The following is a 17,739-nucleotide window of genomic DNA, read 5'->3' as shown; positions in this document are numbered from 1 at the left end:
CCTGAAGGGTCTTCAGTGCGAACTCCATCACCTCCTTGTAGATGGGTCCGCAGATCTGGCCGCCGAAGTAACTCCCGCTGGTGGCGTTCTGGATGCCCCTGCGGCTCCCTCCCGGCCGGTGTCCGGCGGTGCGGTGGGCCTCGGAGGGCCTGTGCCGTTGAGCAGGTGGCCGTCGAAGTGCTGTTGGGCAGGGTGGCTCGACGGCCTTGTTGCCAGGCATCGATCACTCCGTGGCGATGGCGCGCAGTACATCCAGGCGTGCCGCGCGTCGGGCCGGGCGCAGGCCTGCGAGGGCGCCGGCTGTCAGGCCCACCAGGGCCACGATCGCGAGCTGTGCGGGCGGGATCGCGAAGGCGAAGGCGCTGTCGCCGGCGCCGTCCGAGGCCTTGACCAGGACCCAGCCGAGGAAGGCGCCGAGGCCGAGTCCGCCGACCGTGCCGAAGGCGGCGACGAGGACCGATTCCCAGCGGACCATGGCCCGCAGTTGGGGGCGGGTCTGGCCGACGGCCCTGAGCAGTCCCAGTTCGCGGGTGCGTTCGTGGATCGCCAGGGTGAGGGTGTTGGCGATGCCGAGCAGTGCGATGAGGACCGCGAGGGCGAGCAGGGCGTAGACGAGGGTGAGCATCATGTCGATGCCGCCGGCCGAGGACTGCGCGTACTCGCTGCGGGTCTGGACCTCGGGGTTGCCGTAGCGGTCGGCGACCTTCTGCACGGCGGCCTTGCCCGCGTCCGTGTTCACGCCGTCCTTGAAGGAGACGGCGACGAGGGTGTCGGAGTCCTGGGTGCGGTGCGGGGCCCAGGCGGCGCGGGTGATGACGTAGTCGCCGGCGAGTTCGGACCGGCCGTAGACCGCTCGGACGGTGAAGGTCTGCTTCTTGCCGTCGGTGAAGGTGAGTTGGGCCCTGTCGCCCGTGGTGAGGTGTTGCTGGTCGGCTTCCGCCCTGGTGAGGGCGATGCCGTCGGTGCCGAGGGCGCGGAGTGAACCGTCGACCTTGCCGAGGTCGAAGGTGCGCGCCAGGGCGACGGGGTCGGTGACGGTCAAGGCCCGTCCCTTGCCGTCGACTTTCGCCACTCCGCGGCCGAGGCCTACGGCCGTGTCGACCTCGGGCAGTTGTTGTATCGCGCCGGCGAGCCGGGGGCTCAGACCGCTGCCGCCAGCGCCGAAGGACGGTGTGCTGACGGCGACGTCGCCGGCGAAGGACCGGGACACGGTCTGGTCCATGGTGGCCTTCAGCGAGGCCCCGAACACGGTGAAGAGGGAGACGACGGCCACGCCGATCATCAGGGCGCTCGCGGTGGCGGCCGTCCGCCTGGGGCTGCGCAGGGCGTTGCGGCGGGCGAGGCCGCCGGTGACGCCGCGGAGTGTGTCGAGGGGGCCGCCGAGGATGCGTACGGCCGTGGTCGAGGCGACCGGGCCGAGGACCACGAACGCCACCAGCGCCAGTACGGCGCCGAGTCCCGCCATCCAGAGGGACGGTGAGACGAGCACTCCGCCGAGCGTGGTGGCAACCGCGAGGGCGGCGAGGCCCATGCCGGTGACGGCGCGGGTGCGGGAGGCGCCGGAGGTGTCGACGACCGTCTCGCGCAGGGCGGCCAGCGGGGCGGTGCGGCCGGCGCGTGCGGCGGGCAGCAGCGCGGAGCCCAGGCAGACCACGATGCCCACCGTGAGCGGAAGCGTCATGGACAGGGCGCTGATGACCAGGTCGCCGTCGGGGAAGGGGAATCCGATCGCCGGGAACAGGGCCTGCAGTCCGGCGGCGATGCCGATGCCGCCCGCGAGGCCCGCCGCCGAGGCGGTCACGGCTACGGCGGTGGCCTCGATCAGGGTTGTGGCGGTGACCTGGCGGCGGGAGGCGCCGAGGGCGCGCAACAGGGCGTTCTCGCGGGTGCGTTGGGCGACCACGATCGCGAAGGTGTTGTGGATGGAGAAGGTCGCGACGAGGAGGGCGATGCCCGAGAAGACGAGGAGGAAGGTGGTGAAGAGGGTCAGGAACTGGCTGGAGATCATGTCGGTGTTCTCCTGGGCCGACGCCTGACCGGTGATGGCCTCAACTCCCTTGGGAAGTACGGGGGTCAGGCGGTCGACGAGTTCCTTCTCGCTGACGCCGGGGCCCGCCCGTACCTTGATGCTCGCCGCCTCGCCGGGACGGGCGGTGAGGTACTTCTCGGCGTCGGCGCGGGTCATGCCGGTGAAGGTCACCTGCGCCATGCCGTCCTCGCCGCCGAAGGTCGCCAGGCCCACGATCCTCACCTTGACCGGGTCGGGGGTTCGGAGGGTGGTGGTGTCGCCGATCTTCAGATTGCCCTTTTTCGCGGCGCCGCGGTTGACGACGACCTCGCCCGACCTCTGCGGGGCGCGGCCCTCGGCGAGCTGGTAGGAGTTGAGCTTGGTGTCGGTGATCCAGTTGCCGGCGAGGGTGGGCGGGCCCTTGCCGCCGATGGGCTGGCCGTTCTTGCCGACGAGCTGGCCGGCGCCCTCGATGTCGGGTGCGGCGGCCGCGACCCCGGGTACCCGTTCGAGGGTGTTCACCAGGGCAGTGTCGACCGGCTGACGCACGCCCTGGCTCTCGCCGGGCGTGGTGAGGGCGTCGGCGCTGCGGACGACGGCGTCCGTGCCGCTGGTGGCGGTGCCGAACATCGCGCCGAAGCCGGCGCGCAGCGTGTCGCCCATGACGAGGGTGCCGGCCAGGAAGGCGACGCCGAGGAACACGGCGAGAAAGGTGCCGGCGAAGCGCCGCTTGTGGGCGCGCAGGGAGGACACGCTCAGGCGTACGGCGGCGTTCATGAGGGCACCTCGAAGGCTTTCATGCGGTCCAGGACCCTGTCGGCGGTCGGGGATTCCATGCGGTCGACCAGGCGCCCGTCGGCGAGGAAGACGACCTCGTCGGCGTGGGCGGCGGCGACCGGGTCGTGGGTGACCATGACGACGGTGCGGGAGGTCTGGCGCACGGCGCGGCCGAGCAGGCCGAGGACCTCCTCGCCGGAGCGGGAGTCGAGGTTGCCGGTGGGCTCGTCGGCGAAGACGACGTCGGGCCGCCCGGCGAACGCCCGTGCCACGGCGACGCGTTGCTGCTGCCCGCCGGAGAGTTCGGCGGGCCGGTGGTGCAGGCGGTCGCGCAGACCGACGACATCGATGAGCGCCTCGATCCACTCGGGGTCGCCCTTGCCGCCGGCGAGGTCCAGCGGCAGCGTGATGTTCTCCGCGACGCTCAGCGTCGGCACCAGGTTGAACGCCTGGAAGACGAAGCCGACGCGGTCGCGGCGCAGCAGGGTCAGGCGGCGGTCGTCGAGGCCGCCCAGATCGGTGTCACCGATGTACGCGGTCCCCGAGCTGAGCGTGTCGAGGCCGGCCGCGCAGTGCATCAGGGTGGACTTTCCGGAGCCCGAGGGCCCCATGATCGCGGTGAAGCGGCCGACCGGGAAGTCGACGCTCACCCCGTCCAGGGCCCTCACCTCGGTGTCGGCGCGGCCGTACACCTTCACGGCGTCGACGACCCGGGCGGCCGTGCGGAGGGCGGTCGTGGTGGTCACGCGGCACCGCCCTTGGTGCGGCCGAACTGCTCGTCCAGCACGGACAGCCGGCGCCAGTACTCGTCCTCGTCGATCTCACCGGAGGCGAAGCGGCGGCCGAGTACGGCAAGGGGTGAGTCGCCGGAGGGGCGGGTGTCCCGCATGGGCCGCCACGGGCCGCTGCGGCCGCGCCAGGCGGTGCGGCGCAGCACGGTCACGACGCCGATCACGACGGCCGCCCAGATCAGCGGGAAGAAGAGGATCCACGGGCCGGGCCCGCCGTGCCAGTCTGCGAGGGTCTGCATCTCGGGTCATCTCCTGGGTGGGTCGGTGGTGCGTCTTGCGGTGATGGCTCGAGACTCCCGCCGGGGAGGGGGCCGGGTCGTCGTACGGCCAGCGGCAGTGCGCGTACCTCCCGGGGAGTACGCGGGCTCGTGTCCGCTGCTCCTCAAAGGGCTCGACTTCTGTAACTACTAGTATGTACAGTCTCCGTATGAGCACCTCGGAGAGCACCTCGGACCGGCTGATCGAGTCCACCCGTGAGCTGCTGTGGGAGCGCGGTTACGTGGGCACCAGCCCCAAGGCGATCCTGGAGCGCGCGGGCGCCGGACAGGGCAGCATGTACCACCACTTCAGGGGCAAGCCGGATCTCGCGCTGGCGGCGATCCGGCGGACGGCCGAGGAGTTGCGGGCTACCGCCGAGGGAGTACTGGGCGGCCCGGGAACGCCGTACGAGCGCATCGAGGCGTATCTGCGGCGCGAGCGTGACGTGCTGCGCGGCTGTCCCGTCGGGCGGCTGACGATGGATCCGGACGTCATCGCCAGCGACGAGCTGCGCGCGCCGGTCGACGACACGCTCGACGCGATCCGTGAGCTGATCGCCGGGATCGTCGAAGAGGGCAAGGAGCAGGGGCAGTTCGCGCCCTCGCTGGACGGCGAGGAGATCGCCGCGACCGTCCTCGCGACCGTCCAGGGCGGCTATGTCCTCGCCCGCGCCTCCGGCTCACCCACCGCCTTCGACGCCGGCGTCCGAGGGCTGCTCTCCCTTCTCGCCCCGCGTTAGGAGTCCAGATCCGTGCACATCACCAGGAAGCGCCCCGACACCCGCCAGGGCCCGGCGGAGAACTTCACCGGCTCGGTGTGGCTCGACGAGATAGCCGCGCCCGCCGCCCCCTCCCGGCTGCGCATGTTCAACGTCCACTTCGCGCCCGGCGCCCACACCGCCTGGCACCGCCATCCGCACGGCCAGGTGTTGCACGTCCTGGAGGGCGAAGGGCTCGTGCAACGCAAGGGCGGCGCGCCGGAGTTGATCCGCGCGGGCGACACCGTGTGGATCGAGCCGGAGGAGTGGCACTGGCACGGCGCAGGGCCGCGCACCTTCATGACGCATCTCGCGGTCGTCGAGGCCGCCGAGGACGGCACCACCACGGAGTGGGACGCGCACGTCGGCCCCGAGGACTACCCCGCGAACGGCTCTTCGGCCTGAGGAGGCATCCGATGCACGCCATGCAGTACGAGTTGACGCTGCCCGCCGACTACGACACGGGCATCATCCGGAGCCGTGTCGCCCGCATCGGGCATCTGCTGGACGACTGGGAGGGCCTCGGCTTCAAGACGTATCTCCTGCGGGAGCGCGGGGTGAACGGCTCGCCGGTCAACCAGTACGCGCCGTTCTACCTGTGGAACACCGTCGAGGGCATGAACACCTTCCTGTGGGGCGGCGCCTTCCAGGGGCTCAGCAACGACTTCGGGCGACCGTCGGTGCGGCAGTGGACCGGCCTGGCGTACGAGGAGGGCGGCGCCCCCGGCTCACCGGCGCGGTTCGCGGTACGGCGGCGTCAACCGGTGCCCGAGGGCGTGGTGTTGGCCGACGTCATGGCGGACGCGGCGCAGGAGACCGTGCGGCTGGCCGGTGCGGACGGCGCGGTGCTCGCTGCGGCGGCTGTGGACTCCAGCCGCTGGGAGCTCGTCCACTTCTCACTGTGGGAACACGACACGCCGAAGGCCGAAGGCGATGTGTTCGAGGTGCTGCACATGTCGGCGCCGGGACGTGAGAAGTCGCCGCGCGGGCGGCAGTGGTGAGCAGTGTCCGTACGGTGCTGGGGGACGTGCGGCCCGAGGACCTGGGCGTGTGCGACGCGCACGACCATCTCTTCCTCCGCAGCGCGCAATTGCCCGGCCAGGAGCTGAACGACGCCACTGCCGCGCGGGCCGAGCTGGAGGCGTTCCGGGCGGCGGGCGGGACGAGCGTCGTCCAGTGGACGCCCTGGGGGATGGGGCGCCGGGCCGCCGATCTGCCCTTGCTGTCCCGAGCGGCCGGTGTGCACGTGGTCTGCGCGACCGGACTGCACCAGGCCGCCCACTACACGCCTGAGTTGCTCGACGAGCTGCGTGGCAAGCTGGCCGACGTGTTCGTCTCCGAACTCACCGAAGGCATCGGCACCTCGGGCGTCCGCGCCGGCCTCGTCAAGGTGGCCGGCGGCTTCCACGCCCTCGACGCGCACGCCCGCTGGACCATGACCGCGGCGGCCCAGGCCCACCACGCCACGGGGGCGCCGATCGCCGTCCACCTGGAGCTGGGCACGGGCGCACTCGACGTACTGGACCTGCTGTGCGGCGAGTTGGGCGTGCCGCCGGAGCGTGTGATCCTCGGCCACCTCAACCGCTCCCCCGACCTCGTGGTCCAGCGGCAGGCCGCGGAGACGGGCTGCTGGCTGGCGTTCGACGGCCCCTCCCGTGCCCACCACGCCACCGACTGGCGCATGCCGGACGCGGTACGCGTCCTCGCGGAGGCGGGTTTCGGACACCGGCTGCTGCTCGGCGGGGACACCGTGGTCGCCGGGGCGCGGTCGGTCGACGGCGGGCCGGGGATGCCGTATCTGCTGCGCAGGATCCGGCCACGTCTCGCGCGCGAGCTGGGCGAGGAACTGATCAACCGCGTCCTCACGGAGAACCCCGCCCGGGCGTTCGCCGTCGAGTGGCGCTGAGCGGAACGGAGGACCACCGCCCATGCCCTTGGTCCGTATCGACGCACTGGGAACCGATCCGGCACGCCTGGACGCGCTGGGCAGAGCCGTGCACGAGGCGTTGGTGGAGACGCTCGGCATCCCCGCCGACGACCACTTCCAGATCCTGGTCGGGCACGACGGCGCCAACAGCACACTGCGGTACGGCAGTTACCTCGGCGTGCGGCGCGACGACGGCATCGTCTATGTCGCGATCACCATGCGCTCCGGCCGCACCGCTGCTCAGAAACAGGCGTTGTACCGGCGGATCGCCGAACTCGCGCAGGCCCACGCGGGCACCGAGCCGCGGAACGTCTTCGTCACCGTGACCGAGAACGGGCCGGCCGACTGGTCGCTCGGTCACGGGGTGGCGCCGTACCTGGACGCGGCCTGTTCCTGACCGGCCGCATCAACGGCAGAGCTCGTCCAGGTCCTCGCAGAAGGCCGGAAACTCGGCCTGCGCCTCGGCGACGATCTCCCGGGCGGTCCGGCGCGGGGTGGTGGCGTGCCGCTCGGCAAGCTCGGCCAGCGTCGAGTTCGGGCGAGCCTCGCGCTGCTCGTACTCGATGACCTCCATCGGGCCCAGTCCGTCGGCCAGCACCCACAGGAAGTCGGAGAGGTTGCCCGCGATGACGCCCCGCTCCCCCTCCGACCCCAGGAACACCACGGGCTGTTCGGCGAGGGGCCGCCCGGGCCGCGCGCACCAGAGGGCGGCGAGGCCTCCGGTGCCGTCCTGTCCGAAGACCCGGTAGGCGTCGCCGTCCAGTTCGTGGTTGCCGGTCCAGTGGCGGATCCAGTCGGTGGTCTCCTCCGCGGAGTCGAAGGCCTCGTAGGGCTCGAAGTCGATGCCCTCGCCGTCGTCGTAGTCGAACTCCACCCCGGCCACGGCGGCCAGGGCGGGCGGAAGTCGGCGGTCGTCGCCGGTCGTCTCGATCATGGGTGCAGGCTAATCGGCACCACTGACAACGTCCCTGGGGCGCTGTCGCCCTCAGGAAGAGCTCGTCCGCCCTGCCATGGCGCAGGCCCTGCTCGGCAGGCGCGGCGTTCAGCCCGGCAGGCTCAGGGGTAGAGGCCGGCGCGAAAGGTGAACGAGACGAGTTGCGCTCGATCACGTGCGCCGACCTTCGTCATGGCCCGCACCGCATGGGTCTTCACGGTGAACGGCGACACGGACATCTGGGCCGCGATCTCGTCGTTGCCGAGGCCGCTCGCGACGAGGACGACCACGTCCCGCTCCCTGGGCGTCAGAGCGGCGAAGCGGCGCAGCAGTTCCTGGTCGATCACCGGGGGCGGACTGTGGGTCATGTGACCGATGAGCGCGGCCGTCGCGGCGGCCGACAGCGCACCGCCACCGCCGACGACCTCGGTGATTCCGGCGACGAGTTCAGCAGGGCTCACGGTCTTGCTGAGGAAACCGTTGGCCCCCGCGCGAAGGGCGGCGAGAACGATGTCGTCCTGGTCAAAAGTGGTCAACACGATCACCCGCATCTCTTCGGGTGGGTGCTCTTCGCGGATCCGGCGGGTGGCTTCGACACCGTCGATGCCCGGCATACGGATGTCCATCAGGACGAGGTCGACGTGGTGGTCCCGCAGGTAGGGGACGACCTGGAGTCCATCGGAGAGATCAGCCACGACCACGAGACTCGGGTCGAGCCGAAGCATCGCCCGGATCCCGGCCCTGATCTCGGCCTGGTCGTCGACGATCAGAATCCGCGTGCTCATACGGCGGCTCCCAGAGGGCTGAATTCCGCATGGACCCGGAATCGCCCATCGCCGCTGTCGATCGTCAGTCGCCCGCTGGAGGACTCGACACGTTCACGCATCCCCACGAGTCCGAGTCCGCTGCCCGAGCCGGATCCGCGCAGTGAGTGACCGACGCGGTTCTCGACGGTGACGCAGATCCTGCCGTCGCGCTCGCGCACATCCACCGTTGCCGCCCCCTCTCCATGCCGGTAGGCATTCGTGAGTGCTTCCTGAACGACCCGGTAGACCGTGACACCGACGCTGGGTTCCACGAAACCGGCGGGGATGTCGATGGAGGGCCGGACGTCGAGGCCGATGCTCTCGAAGGAGGCGACCAGGCCCTCCAGACCGCTGAGCGCCGGGGTCGGCCGGAGCGCCTCGTCGTCGGAGATCACGTCTTGGAGGCGGAGGAGCGTGAGGATCCTTTGCGTCTCGACGACGACGGTGCGGGCGCTGGACCTGGCTGAGACAAGGGCCTGCCGGGCGGACTCCGCCTCTTCGGGCAGCCCGATCTCCGCGGCACCGAGATGCATGCTCAGCATCGCGACCTGGTGACCGATGACGTCGTGGAGGTCCCGGGCGATGCGGAGTCGTTCCTCCGTCACCCGTCGGGTGGCTTCGATCTCGCGGGTGGCGATGGCACTCTCCGCCCGTTCCTCCAGAGTGCGCCAGTGCTCTCGATGGATGTGCAGCGCGGCCCCTGTCGCACCTCCCGCCACGGCTGAGAAGAGTGCGGCGGCTCCCACGATCGCGCCGCCGCGGAATCCTCCCAGCGTCATGAACGCCCCGAGGAAGAACGCCGCCACGATGCCGGTTCCGACCAGCGGCTGCTTTCCCCTGAGGGTGACCGAGAACAGCACGAGCACCGCGATCATCCACACCGACAGGGGGTCGTGGCCCACCGCTGTGACGGCGAAGGACGCCGCGCTCGCCACGACCAGTCCTGCCCACGGCCGCCACCATGACAGGGCGACCCCGCCACCGGCGAGGAGCACGGAGAGGGCCGTCGGCCAGTCCGACCCTCGCAGGATCACTGCCACGATCTGGCCGGTGAACACCAGCGCGGCCACCGCATAGGCGACGAGGTGCAGCACCTCCGGGCGGCGGACCCACAGGGGTGCCACGGGACCGTCGTGATTGTTCTGCGCCTTGCCCATGGCCCGATTCTCGTGCACAGGTGCTGCGGCCGTGTACTTCGAACGATGTAGAGGGCGAGCCCGGTCCGGGCGACGGAGTCGGCAGAACTCGTTCGATTCGAGGTGGATGGCAGAACTACTTCGTTCGAAGTACGCGGTCCCTCCCGAGGCCGCTGAGACTCCTCATCGAGGCGACCGTCTCACACCATCACCATCACCGAACGGGACACCCGATGACTCAGACCACCGTGACGTCGAGTACGACCACGACCCCGACGACGCTCTCCGGGCTCCGATCCCTCTACCTGATCCGAGTCGCCTTCTCCCTGATCTGGGTGGCACTCGTCGTCACGACCTCCGCCTCGCTCGTGTCGACGGACAGGCCCACGGCGATCGCGGCCGTACTGCTGGTCGTCTACCCCCTGTGGGACGTCGTCGCCACGCTCCTCGAGCGTCGCACGGCCGGCAGCGGCTCCACGGACCGCGTCGGTACCGCCAACATGGCTGTCGGCGTCGCCACCGCCGTCGCGATGATCATCGCCGTCTTCTCCACCGTCGGGACGGCCCTGCTCGTGTTCGGCATCTGGGCCCTCGTTTCCGGAGCGATCCAGCTCGTCGTGGCGATCCGGCGCCGACGCACCGTCGGTGCCCAGTGGCCCATGGTCATCAGCGGCGGGCTGTCCGTCCTCGCCGGTGCCTCCTTCGCTGCCATGTCCGCCTCGGCGACGAGCAGCCTGTCCTCCGTCGCCGGCTACTCGGCCTTCGGTGCCTTCTGGTTCCTCGTCTCCGTCATCGCCCTGAGCATCCGCGGCCGACGCGAAAAGCATTGACCACCGACCGCCGGAGCCACCGCACCGGCCCGCGCCGGATCAGCGGTCGTACGCGTTCAGTGATCTGGTGATGTCCACGGACGGCCGTAGTTTCGCCGCCGCGGCCAGGGTCTCGTGCACCGGATGGGTGTCAAAGGCCGCCAACAGGGCTTTGTCCGCCGGGCCACGGGCGTGGTCCCCCGGCTGGTACTGGAGCACAGCGCGGTGCGCGACCGGCCGGCGGTGGTTCCCGCGGATCCGCCGCCGGAGCAGTTCCCGATCGGGCTGTGCGTACGGCGGGCGGATCTGCGGCGGCCGCTGGTGGCGGCGCTGTGGAGCCTGTGAGCGGCGGCGCGGGGCTCAGCCCAGCTTGGCGTACTCGACGGCGATGCGTGCGCCGAGCCTGGCGTTGTTCTTGACCAGGGCGATGTTGGTGCGCAGGCTCTCGCCGCCGGTGAGTTCGACGATCCGGCCGAGGAGGTAGGGGGTGGTGTCCTTGCCGGTGATGCCGGCCTTGTCCATCTCGGTCAGGGCCTGGGCGATGACGCCGTCCATGCGCTCGGCCGGGACCTCCTCGTCCTCGGGCACGGGGTTGGCGATGCTGACGCCTCCGGGGATGCCGAGGTCCCAGCGGGCGTGCATCACGGCGGCGATCTCGGCGGGCGAGTCCACGCGCATGGGCGAGGTGAAGCCGCTGCGGCGGGAGTAGAACGCCGGGAACTCGTCCGTGCCGTAGGTGAGGACCGGGACGCCGAGCGTCTCCAGGGTCTCCAGGGTCAGCCCGATGTCGAGGATGCTCTTGACGCCCGCGCTGATCACCGCGACGCCGGTCGCGGCCAGTTCGGTCAGGTCCGCGCTGATGTCGAACGTCGTGGGCGCACCGCGGTGCACCCCGCCGATGCCGCCGGTGACGAACGTACGGATGCCGGCGAGGGCGGCCAGCCGCATGGTCGCGGCGACGGTCGTCGCGCCGTGGGTGCCGCGCGCGATGACGTACGCGAGGTCGCGGACGCTGGCCTTGGTGACGTCCGGCGCGGTCGCGAGGAGTTCCAGGTCCGCCTGGGTCAGCCCGATGTGGGGTCGGCCGTGCAGGACGGCGATCGTCGCGGGGACGGCGCCGCCGTCGCGGATGATCTGCTCGACCTCCACGGCCATCTGCACGTTCTGCGGGTACGGCATGCCGTGGCTGATGATCGTCGACTCCAGCGCCACGACGGGACGCCCGTCGCGCAGCGCCTCGCGGACCTCGTCGGTCAGCACCAGACGCGGATGCGGGACGGGGGTCGCGGGAGTCGGGGCGGGGGTGGGCGTGGTCATCTCTGGCTCCGCATCGGATCGTTCAGGTGGTTCGGTTCGGTCGGGTCGGTCAGCGCGTCCTCGATCAGACGCGGGGTCAGGTCGGGGCGCACCGTCGCCGGGCTCTGCACCGTCAGGGCCGCGGCCGCGTGCCCGTAGCGGGCGGCGTCCACCGGGTCGCCGCCGGCCAGCAGGGCGTGGACGAACGCGGCGAGCATCGCGTCCCCGGCGCCGGTGACGTCGGCGACCTCCGCGGGCGGTGCGGGCAGGAAGGCCGCCCCCTCGCCCGCGGTGCTCAGCACGCTGCCGCGCGCGCCGAGCCGTACCCACACATGGCGCACCCCGCGGGCGTGCAGCGTTCCGGCGGCGGCCGTCACCTCGGCCTCGCTGTCACCGACGGGGTGCCCGAGCAGGGCCCGTAGTTCGTCGAGGTTCGGAGTGAGAGCGAAGACAGGGCGCCGGGCGGTGAGCAGTGGCCCGAGCAGGGCGGCCTTGGGGGCACTGACCGGGTCGATCACCACCGGTACGGCGGCGGGCTGCGCGACGTCCATGGCGTGGGCCAGCACCTCGGCGGGCAGATTGCCGTCCAGGACCAGCATGTCCGCGTGGGCGATCAGCTCGCGGGCCGGGTGCAGGTCCTCGGGTGCCAGAGCCTCGGTGGCCGCCATGTCCGCGACCGCCACGACGAGGTCCCCGTCGGCGTCGAGGACCGCCGTGTACGTCCCGGTCGGGTGAGGGCTGCGGTGCACGTGGTCGAGGCGCACCCCGGCCGCCGCGGTGTCGGCGAGGAGGCGCTCGCCCGCCGCGTCCCGGCCGACGGCGGCGATCAGATGGGTCGGGGTACCCAGCCGCGCGAGGTTCTCCGCGATGTTGCGGCCCACACCGCCCGCAGTGGTGCCGGCCCGCCCCGGGTTGCTGGTCCGCTGCCGTACGGGAGCGAGGCTGCGCACCTTCACGTCGACGTTGGCCCCGCCCACGACCACGACCGCGTTCTCCTCGCGGAGGATGTAGCCGCGACCGAGGATGGCGCCCTTCTTGCCCAGGTTGGACAGATGCACGTTCACCGCGGCCCGGGTGCTGCCGAGGGCGTCGGCGATCGCCTGCGGCCCGGCCAGCGGGTCGCGGCGCAGCAGCGCGATGATCTCGCGCTCCCGCTGGGTCAACATCATGCTGACTAAACTAAAGGGCCTTTACTGGAGTAAGCAAGAGGTGATCGTCGGGGTCCTGAGAGGGGCGCGTCCTCAGCCGGCAGCCCTTCCGGCATCGAGGCGTCCCACGCGCTCCACGTTCTGCCGGTCCTCGGCGTCCTGGCTGGGCTGCGCCGCGAACCAGGCGTCGAGGATCTCCTTGAGCAGCGGCTCGGAGGTCAGGCGCAGGCTGAGCGCCAGCACGTTGGCGTCGTTCCAGCGGCGGGCGCCGTCCGCCGTGTACGCGTCGGTGCACAGGGCAGCCCGTACGCCGGGGACCTTGTTGGCGGCGATGGACGCGCCCGTGCCGGTCCAGCAGCACACGACCGCCTGGTCGGCGCTCCCCTCGGCGACCTCGCGGGCCGCGGCCTCCGAGCACACGGCCCACTGGGAGTCGTCCCCGGGGCGCAGCGCCCCATGGGGCACGACCTCGTGGCCGCGCCTGCCCAGTTCCGCGACGAGCGAGCGCGCCACGGGTTCGTCCATGTCCGAGGAAACGGAGATCCGCATGTTCCGGAGCCTAACTCCGCCGGGCTCACGCCCCCAGTGCGCGGGTGAGCAGGTCCCGTCGGTTGTGCGTGCCGGTCTTCGCGAACACGGACTTGAGGTGGTCCTGCACGGTGTGTTCGGTGACGTAGATGCTGCGCGCCACGGTGTGGCTGTCGCCGCCCTTGGTGAGCAGGCCGAGCAGTTCGCGCTCGCGTGCGCTGAGGGCGAAGGCCCGGCCGAAGACGGCCGGCAGCTCGCCCGGTGCGGTCTCCTCGACGGCGACGGCGATGGTGCGCTGCTCCCGCGGCCCCCTCCCCCAGCCGGGCGGCGCGCAGGGTGAGCCACAGCACGGCGGCGAGGTGCACGCGCGCGTGGCGGGTGGGTCTTCACGCCCGCCTCCACGGCGAGGAGCTGCGCGGCCGCGTCGTAGGCGCCGGCGGGAACGGGTGGGTGCCCCTGCTCGGGCGGCACGAGGACACGCAAGGAGGCGTGCGTTTCGGGGGCGTCGGACGCGACCCGGCGGAGATCCGGCTGTCCGCGCAGGTGCGCGCGGCCTCACCGGGCGAGCGCCCCCAGCGGATCGTCCAGGACCGGCTGCCACGCCAACTCGGCGGCGCCGACAAGGCTGTTGTGGTCGAGGGTGCAGGCCAGGATGGGGACGCCGCCGCTCTGGCCCCACAAACTGCGGTCGGCTACGACGGCGTGCAAACGCTCGGGGTCGGCGTCCAGGAGGGTGCGGTGGAGGCCGCCGAGGATGATGCGGTCGGGGTTGAGGATGTTGACCAGGCCCGCGAGGCCGAGGCCGAGTCGGTCGATGAGGGCCTCGGCGGCGGTGCGGATGGCGGGGTCGTCGTAGTGGTGGCGGATCAGGTCGTTGGCCTGCCGCAGGAGGTTGACCTCGGGGCCGGGGTCGCGGCCCGCGGCCGTGAGCAGGGCCAGCGGGTCGGCCTCGACGTCGAGGCAGCCGCGGCTGCCGCAGTGGCAGGGACGGCCCTCGGGGTTGACGGTGAGGTGGCCGACCTCCAGGGCCAGGCCCGAACTGCCCGTGTGCAGACGGCCGTCCAGGACCAGCGCACCGCCCACGCCCCGGTGCCCGGTGGCCACGCACAGCAGCTCCCGGGCGCCGCGGCCCGCCCCGTGCCGGTGCTCGGCGAGGGCGGCGAGGTTGACGTCGTTGCCGGCGAAGGCGGGCCCGGTGATTCCCGCCTCCCGCACGCACTCCCCGAAGATACGGCGGACCGGCGCGCCGGCGGGCCACGCCAGGTGCAGGGGGTTGAGGGCCAGGCCGTCCGGTTCGGCGACCGCGGAGGGTACGGCGAGCCCGGCGCCGACGCAGCGCCGCCCCGTCGAGCGCAGCAGCTCGGCGCCCGCCTCCACGACCGAGCCGAGGACCTTCGCCGGGTCGGCGTCGACGGTCTCGCAGCCGGGAGCGGTGGTGACGATGCGGCCGCCGAGACCCACCAGCGCCGCCCGGAACCCGTCGGCGTGCACCTGGGCGGCGAGGACGACCGGGCCCTCCTCGGCGACCGCGAGCCGGTGCGAGGGCCTGCCCTGCGAGCCGGCCGCCGCGCCGGGCCGGGCGTCGACCCGGATCAGCCCGAGCGCCTCCAGTTCCGCCGCGACCGCGCCGGCCGTGGCCCGCGTGACGCCGAGCTCGGCGGTGAGCACCGCCCTCGTGGGCGCCCGCCCGGTGTGCACGAGCTCCAACGCGGGCCCGAGCGCACCACGCCCCCGGTCCAACCGCGTCCTCGAGGTGCTCCCTTCCCCCGTCGGCCGGGGGTCCGCCTTGCCGCTCATGAGGGCGAGTCTCCCATGATCCGCAGTTACGCCGGGCTACAGGCCGCTGACCCGAAGCGTGATGTTCAGCCGCCCTGTCAGCCCCAACTCCGCGGGCGCGGTGCCCGCGTACACCCGCGGCACACCGTGGTAGGCGAGGCGGGACGGTCCGCCGAACACGAACAGATCGCCGCTGCGCAGCTCGAGATCCGTGTACGGCTTCGTGCGGGTCCCTGTGTTGCCGAAGCGGAAGACGCAGCGGTCGCCGAGGCTCAGGGAGACCACCGGTGCGTCCGACTTCTCGTCGCTGTCGCGGTGCATGCCCATGCAGGCCTCGGCGTCGTAGAAGTTGATCAGTGCGATGTCGTACGGTGCCGCCGGTTCGCCGAGTGTCTCCAGTACCGCACGTCGGCCGACTTCGCCCAGCCAGGCCGGGAACGGCTTCACCGGAGCGCCGTCACCGTCGACCACCGTGGGGGCATAGCCGTACGGGTACCAGTGCCGGCCGAGGCAGACCTGCCGGGCGGTCATCGTGCCGCCGCCGGGCGTGCGCACCGTGCGCAGGCCGGCCGGCGGGCGCGCCCACGCGCGGCAGGCGTCCAGCAGCTCGCGTTGCGCGTCCGCGGCCAGCCAGCCGGGCACGTGCAATGCGCCGGGCGCGACCTCCGTGCGCTCCCGTGGGAACAGCTCGGCATCCATGTCACCCATCCTCCCCCACCGGCCGTGAGCTGCGGCTCGGCTAGCCTTGACGCACGATGAACGACCGTATGACGACGCCGTGGGGCGAGCTCGCGCTGGCCCGTTTCCCCGAGGACCCGCGCGAGAGGCTGCGTGCCTGGGACGCCTCCGACGAGTACCTGCTCAGGCATCTGGCGGCAGAGCAGGTCCCGCTGTCCGGCACGGTCGTGGTCCTCGGCGACCGCTGGGGCGCCCTGGTCACCGCGCTCGCGGCGCACCGGCCCGTGCAGATCACCGACTCGTTCCTCGCCCAGGAGGCGACCCGCGCGAACCTGGCCCGGGCGGGCGTCGAGACCGGTGCCGTACGGCTGCTGACCACGCAGGATCCGCCGCCGGACCGCATCGACGTCCTCCTGGTCAGGGTGCCCAAGAGCCTTGCGCTCCTGGAGGAGCAGCTGCTGCGGCTGGCGCCCGCGGTGCACGAGGGGACGGTCGTCGTCGGCTCCGGAATGGTGAAGGAGATCCACACCTCGACGCTGCAGCTGTTCGAGCGGATCCTGGGGCCGACCCGCACCTCGCTGGCCGAGCGGAAGGCCCGGTTGATCTTCTGCACGCCGGACACCGCCCTGGAGCGGCCCGCGAACCCGTGGCCGTACAGCTACGCGCTGCCCGAGGGCATCGGCCCGGTCTCCGGGCGCACCGTGGTCAACCACGCGGGCGTCTTCTGCGCCGACCGCCTCGACATCGGCACCCGCTTCTTCCTGCAGCACCTGCCGGCCGCGCTCGGCGGCCGGCGGGTGGTGGACCTGGGCTGCGGCAACGGGGTGGTCGGGACGGCGGTGGCGGTGGCCGAGCCGTCGGCCGAAGTGCTGTTCGTGGACGAGTCGTTCCAGGCGGTGGCCTCGGCGGAGGCGACGTACAAGGCGAACGGGGTGCCGGGGCACGCGGAGTTCCGGGTCGGGGACGGGCTGGCGGGACTGCCGGACGGGAGTGTCGACCTCGTCCTGAGCAATCCGCCGTTCCACTCGCACCAGGCGACGACCGACACGACGGCGTGGCGGATGTTCACCGGGGCTCGGCGCGTGCTGCGTCCCGGCGGCGAGATGTGGGTGGTCGGCAACCGGCACCTGGGGTATCACGTGAAGCTGCGCAAGGTGTTCGGCAACAGTCAACTGGTCGCCAGTGACCCGAAGTTCGTGGTGCTGAAGGCCGTCAGGAAGTGATCAGGCGGCGGGCCGGCCGACGGTCCGGATGATCCCGGTCACCGCCCCCACCATCGCCTCCCTTGCCGCGCTCAGGTATGTGCGTGAGTCGACCGCGTCCGGATGGGCGGCGAGGAAGTCGCGGATCGCGGCCGTCATGGCGATGTTGAGGGCCGTGCCGACGTTCACCTTGGCGATGCCGCCCGCGACCGCCGCGGCGAGTTCGTGGTCCGGTACACCCGAGGAACCGTGCAGGACGAGTGGTACGCCCAGGGCGGCCGACAGGCGTTTGAGGAGGTCGTGGTCGAGGCTGGCGGTGCGGGTGGTCATGGCGTGGGTGCTGCCGATGGCGACGGCGAGGGCGTTCACCCCGGAGTCCGCGACGAAGGCGCGGGCCTCGGCGGGGTCGGTGCGGGCGCCGGGCGCGTGGGCGTCCAGCGGGGGCTCGCCCGACTTGCCGCCGACCTGCCCCAACTCGGCCTCGATCCAGAGGCCTTGGGCATGCGCCCAGTCGACGGCGGCCCGGGTCGCGGCGAGGTTCTGCTCGTAGGGCAGACGGGCCGCGTCGTACATCACGGAGCTGAATCCGGCGTCCGCCGCCTGGCGCAGGAGGTCGTCGCTCTGGACGTGGTCGAGGTGCAGCGCGACGGGCACCGATGCGCGTTCGGCGGCGACGGCGGCCGCGCGGGCGAGCGGGAACAGCCGTCCGCAGCGGAATGTGACGGCGTTCTCGCTGACCTGGAGGACGACGGGCGCCTCTGCGGACTCGGCGCCGGCGATGACGGCCTCGACGTGTTCGAGGGTGATGATGTTGAAGGCGGCGACGGCGGAGTGCTCGGCGGCGGCCCGGGTGACCAGTTCGCCGGTGGTGACGAGGGGCACGGCTTCTCCCTTCGGGCGTTTCGTGG

20 protein-coding genes and 2 pseudogenes are annotated in these 17,739 nt (G+C 72.1%); 8 read left to right on the top strand and 14 right to left on the bottom strand.

The window, feature by feature from the left end; all coding sequences use genetic code 11:
* From ACWC1K_RS15010 to ACWC1K_RS14995, 4 genes and pseudogenes are all read right to left on the bottom strand, one after another.
* Positions 1-220, bottom strand: a pseudogene (locus ACWC1K_RS15010) (hypothetical protein); the annotation flags it as partial.
* 3 nt (positions 221-223) lie between these two features.
* A complete protein-coding gene (locus ACWC1K_RS15005) occupies positions 224-2,785 on the bottom strand; it encodes an ABC transporter permease (protein WP_450831476.1) in 2,562 nt (853 codons plus the stop codon).
* On the bottom strand, positions 2,782-3,531 hold the full coding sequence (locus ACWC1K_RS15000; RefSeq protein ID WP_450831475.1) for an ABC transporter ATP-binding protein: 750 nt from the start codon (positions 3,529-3,531) through the stop codon (positions 2,782-2,784). Before ACWC1K_RS15000 ends, ACWC1K_RS15005 begins: the two co-directional genes overlap by 4 nt.
* Positions 3,528-3,815 carry an SHOCT domain-containing protein gene (locus tag ACWC1K_RS14995; protein WP_450831473.1) on the bottom strand — a complete coding sequence of 96 codons (288 nt, stop codon included), beginning with the start codon at positions 3,813-3,815 and terminating at the stop codon, positions 3,528-3,530. The genes ACWC1K_RS15000 and ACWC1K_RS14995 overlap by 4 nt, the downstream gene beginning before the upstream one ends.
* 188 nt (positions 3,816-4,003) lie before the next feature.
* Here ACWC1K_RS14995 and ACWC1K_RS14990 point away from each other — a divergent pair, with 188 nt between their 5' ends.
* Genes ACWC1K_RS14990 through ACWC1K_RS14970 form a run of 5 tightly spaced genes read left to right on the top strand, consistent with a single transcriptional unit; the run spans position 4,004 to position 6,915 of the window.
* The gene (locus ACWC1K_RS14990) at positions 4,004-4,573 is read left to right on the top strand and encodes a TetR/AcrR family transcriptional regulator (RefSeq protein ID WP_450831472.1); all 570 of its coding nucleotides are present in this window, start codon (positions 4,004-4,006) and stop codon (positions 4,571-4,573) included.
* A 12-nt stretch (positions 4,574-4,585) separates the two neighbouring features.
* Positions 4,586-4,996, top strand: coding sequence for a (R)-mandelonitrile lyase (locus ACWC1K_RS14985; protein ID WP_450831470.1), 411 nt, complete (start codon positions 4,586-4,588; stop codon positions 4,994-4,996).
* A gap of 11 nt (positions 4,997-5,007) precedes the next feature.
* Entirely contained in the window at positions 5,008-5,592 is a 585-nt protein-coding gene (locus tag ACWC1K_RS14980; RefSeq protein ID WP_450831468.1) for a DUF4865 family protein, read from the top strand.
* Positions 5,586-6,497: a phosphotriesterase family protein gene (locus tag ACWC1K_RS14975; RefSeq protein ID WP_450831466.1), complete on the top strand. Its 912-nt coding sequence runs from the start codon at positions 5,586-5,588 to the stop codon at positions 6,495-6,497. The genes ACWC1K_RS14980 and ACWC1K_RS14975 overlap by 7 nt, the downstream gene beginning before the upstream one ends.
* A 22-nt stretch (positions 6,498-6,519) precedes the next feature.
* Complete coding sequence (locus tag ACWC1K_RS14970; protein WP_450831464.1) at positions 6,520-6,915, top strand: tautomerase family protein; 396 nt, start codon at positions 6,520-6,522, stop codon at positions 6,913-6,915.
* 9 nt (positions 6,916-6,924) lie between these two features.
* On the opposite strand, the gene ACWC1K_RS14965 is transcribed toward ACWC1K_RS14970, so the two are convergent.
* The 3 genes from ACWC1K_RS14965 to ACWC1K_RS14955 all read right to left on the bottom strand — a co-directional run bounded on the left by ACWC1K_RS14965 (position 6,925) and on the right by ACWC1K_RS14955 (position 9,415).
* Entirely contained in the window at positions 6,925-7,452 is a 528-nt protein-coding gene (locus ACWC1K_RS14965) for an SMI1/KNR4 family protein (RefSeq protein WP_450831463.1), read from the bottom strand.
* A gap of 122 nt (positions 7,453-7,574) precedes the next feature.
* Positions 7,575-8,237, bottom strand: coding sequence for a response regulator transcription factor (locus ACWC1K_RS14960; protein WP_450831461.1), 663 nt, complete (start codon positions 8,235-8,237; stop codon positions 7,575-7,577).
* Positions 8,234-9,415: a sensor histidine kinase gene (locus tag ACWC1K_RS14955; protein WP_450831460.1), complete on the bottom strand. Its 1,182-nt coding sequence runs from the start codon at positions 9,413-9,415 to the stop codon at positions 8,234-8,236. The genes ACWC1K_RS14960 and ACWC1K_RS14955 overlap by 4 nt, the downstream gene beginning before the upstream one ends.
* A gap of 212 nt (positions 9,416-9,627) precedes the next feature.
* Between ACWC1K_RS14955 and ACWC1K_RS14950 the strand changes: the two genes are divergently transcribed.
* The gene (locus ACWC1K_RS14950) at positions 9,628-10,224 is read left to right on the top strand and encodes a DUF308 domain-containing protein (protein WP_450831459.1); all 597 of its coding nucleotides are present in this window, start codon (positions 9,628-9,630) and stop codon (positions 10,222-10,224) included.
* A 165-nt stretch (positions 10,225-10,389) separates the two neighbouring features.
* A pseudogene (locus tag ACWC1K_RS14945) lies at positions 10,390-10,548 on the top strand (transcriptional regulator); the annotation flags it as partial.
* Positions 10,549-10,563: 15 nt separating this feature from the next.
* Here ACWC1K_RS14945 and ACWC1K_RS14940 read toward each other — a convergent pair.
* The 6 genes from ACWC1K_RS14940 to ACWC1K_RS14915 form a co-directional block, all read right to left on the bottom strand.
* On the bottom strand, positions 10,564-11,520 hold the full coding sequence (locus ACWC1K_RS14940) for a pseudouridine-5'-phosphate glycosidase (protein ID WP_450831457.1): 957 nt from the start codon (positions 11,518-11,520) through the stop codon (positions 10,564-10,566).
* Positions 11,517-12,668 (bottom strand): PfkB family carbohydrate kinase, encoded by a 1,152-nt coding sequence (locus tag ACWC1K_RS14935; protein ID WP_450831456.1) that lies wholly within the window; start codon positions 12,666-12,668, stop codon positions 11,517-11,519. The genes ACWC1K_RS14940 and ACWC1K_RS14935 overlap by 4 nt, the downstream gene beginning before the upstream one ends.
* A gap of 72 nt (positions 12,669-12,740) precedes the next feature.
* The gene (locus tag ACWC1K_RS14930) at positions 12,741-13,196 is read right to left on the bottom strand and encodes an RpiB/LacA/LacB family sugar-phosphate isomerase (RefSeq protein WP_450831454.1); all 456 of its coding nucleotides are present in this window, start codon (positions 13,194-13,196) and stop codon (positions 12,741-12,743) included.
* Between the two features lie 25 nt (positions 13,197-13,221).
* Positions 13,222-13,338 (bottom strand): two-component response regulator, encoded by a 117-nt coding sequence (locus tag ACWC1K_RS14925; RefSeq protein ID WP_450831453.1) that lies wholly within the window; start codon positions 13,336-13,338, stop codon positions 13,222-13,224.
* Between the two features lie 392 nt (positions 13,339-13,730).
* Complete coding sequence (locus ACWC1K_RS14920; RefSeq protein WP_450831452.1) at positions 13,731-14,972, bottom strand: ROK family protein; 1,242 nt, start codon at positions 14,970-14,972, stop codon at positions 13,731-13,733.
* 36 nt (positions 14,973-15,008) lie between these two features.
* A complete protein-coding gene (locus tag ACWC1K_RS14915) occupies positions 15,009-15,650 on the bottom strand; it encodes an alpha-ketoglutarate-dependent dioxygenase AlkB family protein (protein WP_450831450.1) in 642 nt (213 codons plus the stop codon).
* Between the two features lie 68 nt (positions 15,651-15,718).
* On the opposite strand from ACWC1K_RS14915, the gene ACWC1K_RS14910 reads away from it, so the two are divergent.
* Entirely contained in the window at positions 15,719-16,852 is a 1,134-nt protein-coding gene (locus ACWC1K_RS14910; protein ID WP_450831493.1) for a methyltransferase, read from the top strand.
* Here ACWC1K_RS14910 and ACWC1K_RS14905 read toward each other — a convergent pair whose 3' ends face one another.
* Positions 16,853-17,713: a class II fructose-bisphosphate aldolase gene (locus ACWC1K_RS14905; protein WP_450831448.1), complete on the bottom strand. Its 861-nt coding sequence runs from the start codon at positions 17,711-17,713 to the stop codon at positions 16,853-16,855.
* Positions 17,714-17,739: the final 26 nt, after the last annotated feature.

The organism is Streptomyces sp. NPDC001492 (assembly GCF_053597275.1).
The sequence above is the reverse complement of the archived record's forward strand: the minus strand, read 5'-3'. Positions and strand labels throughout refer to the sequence as shown.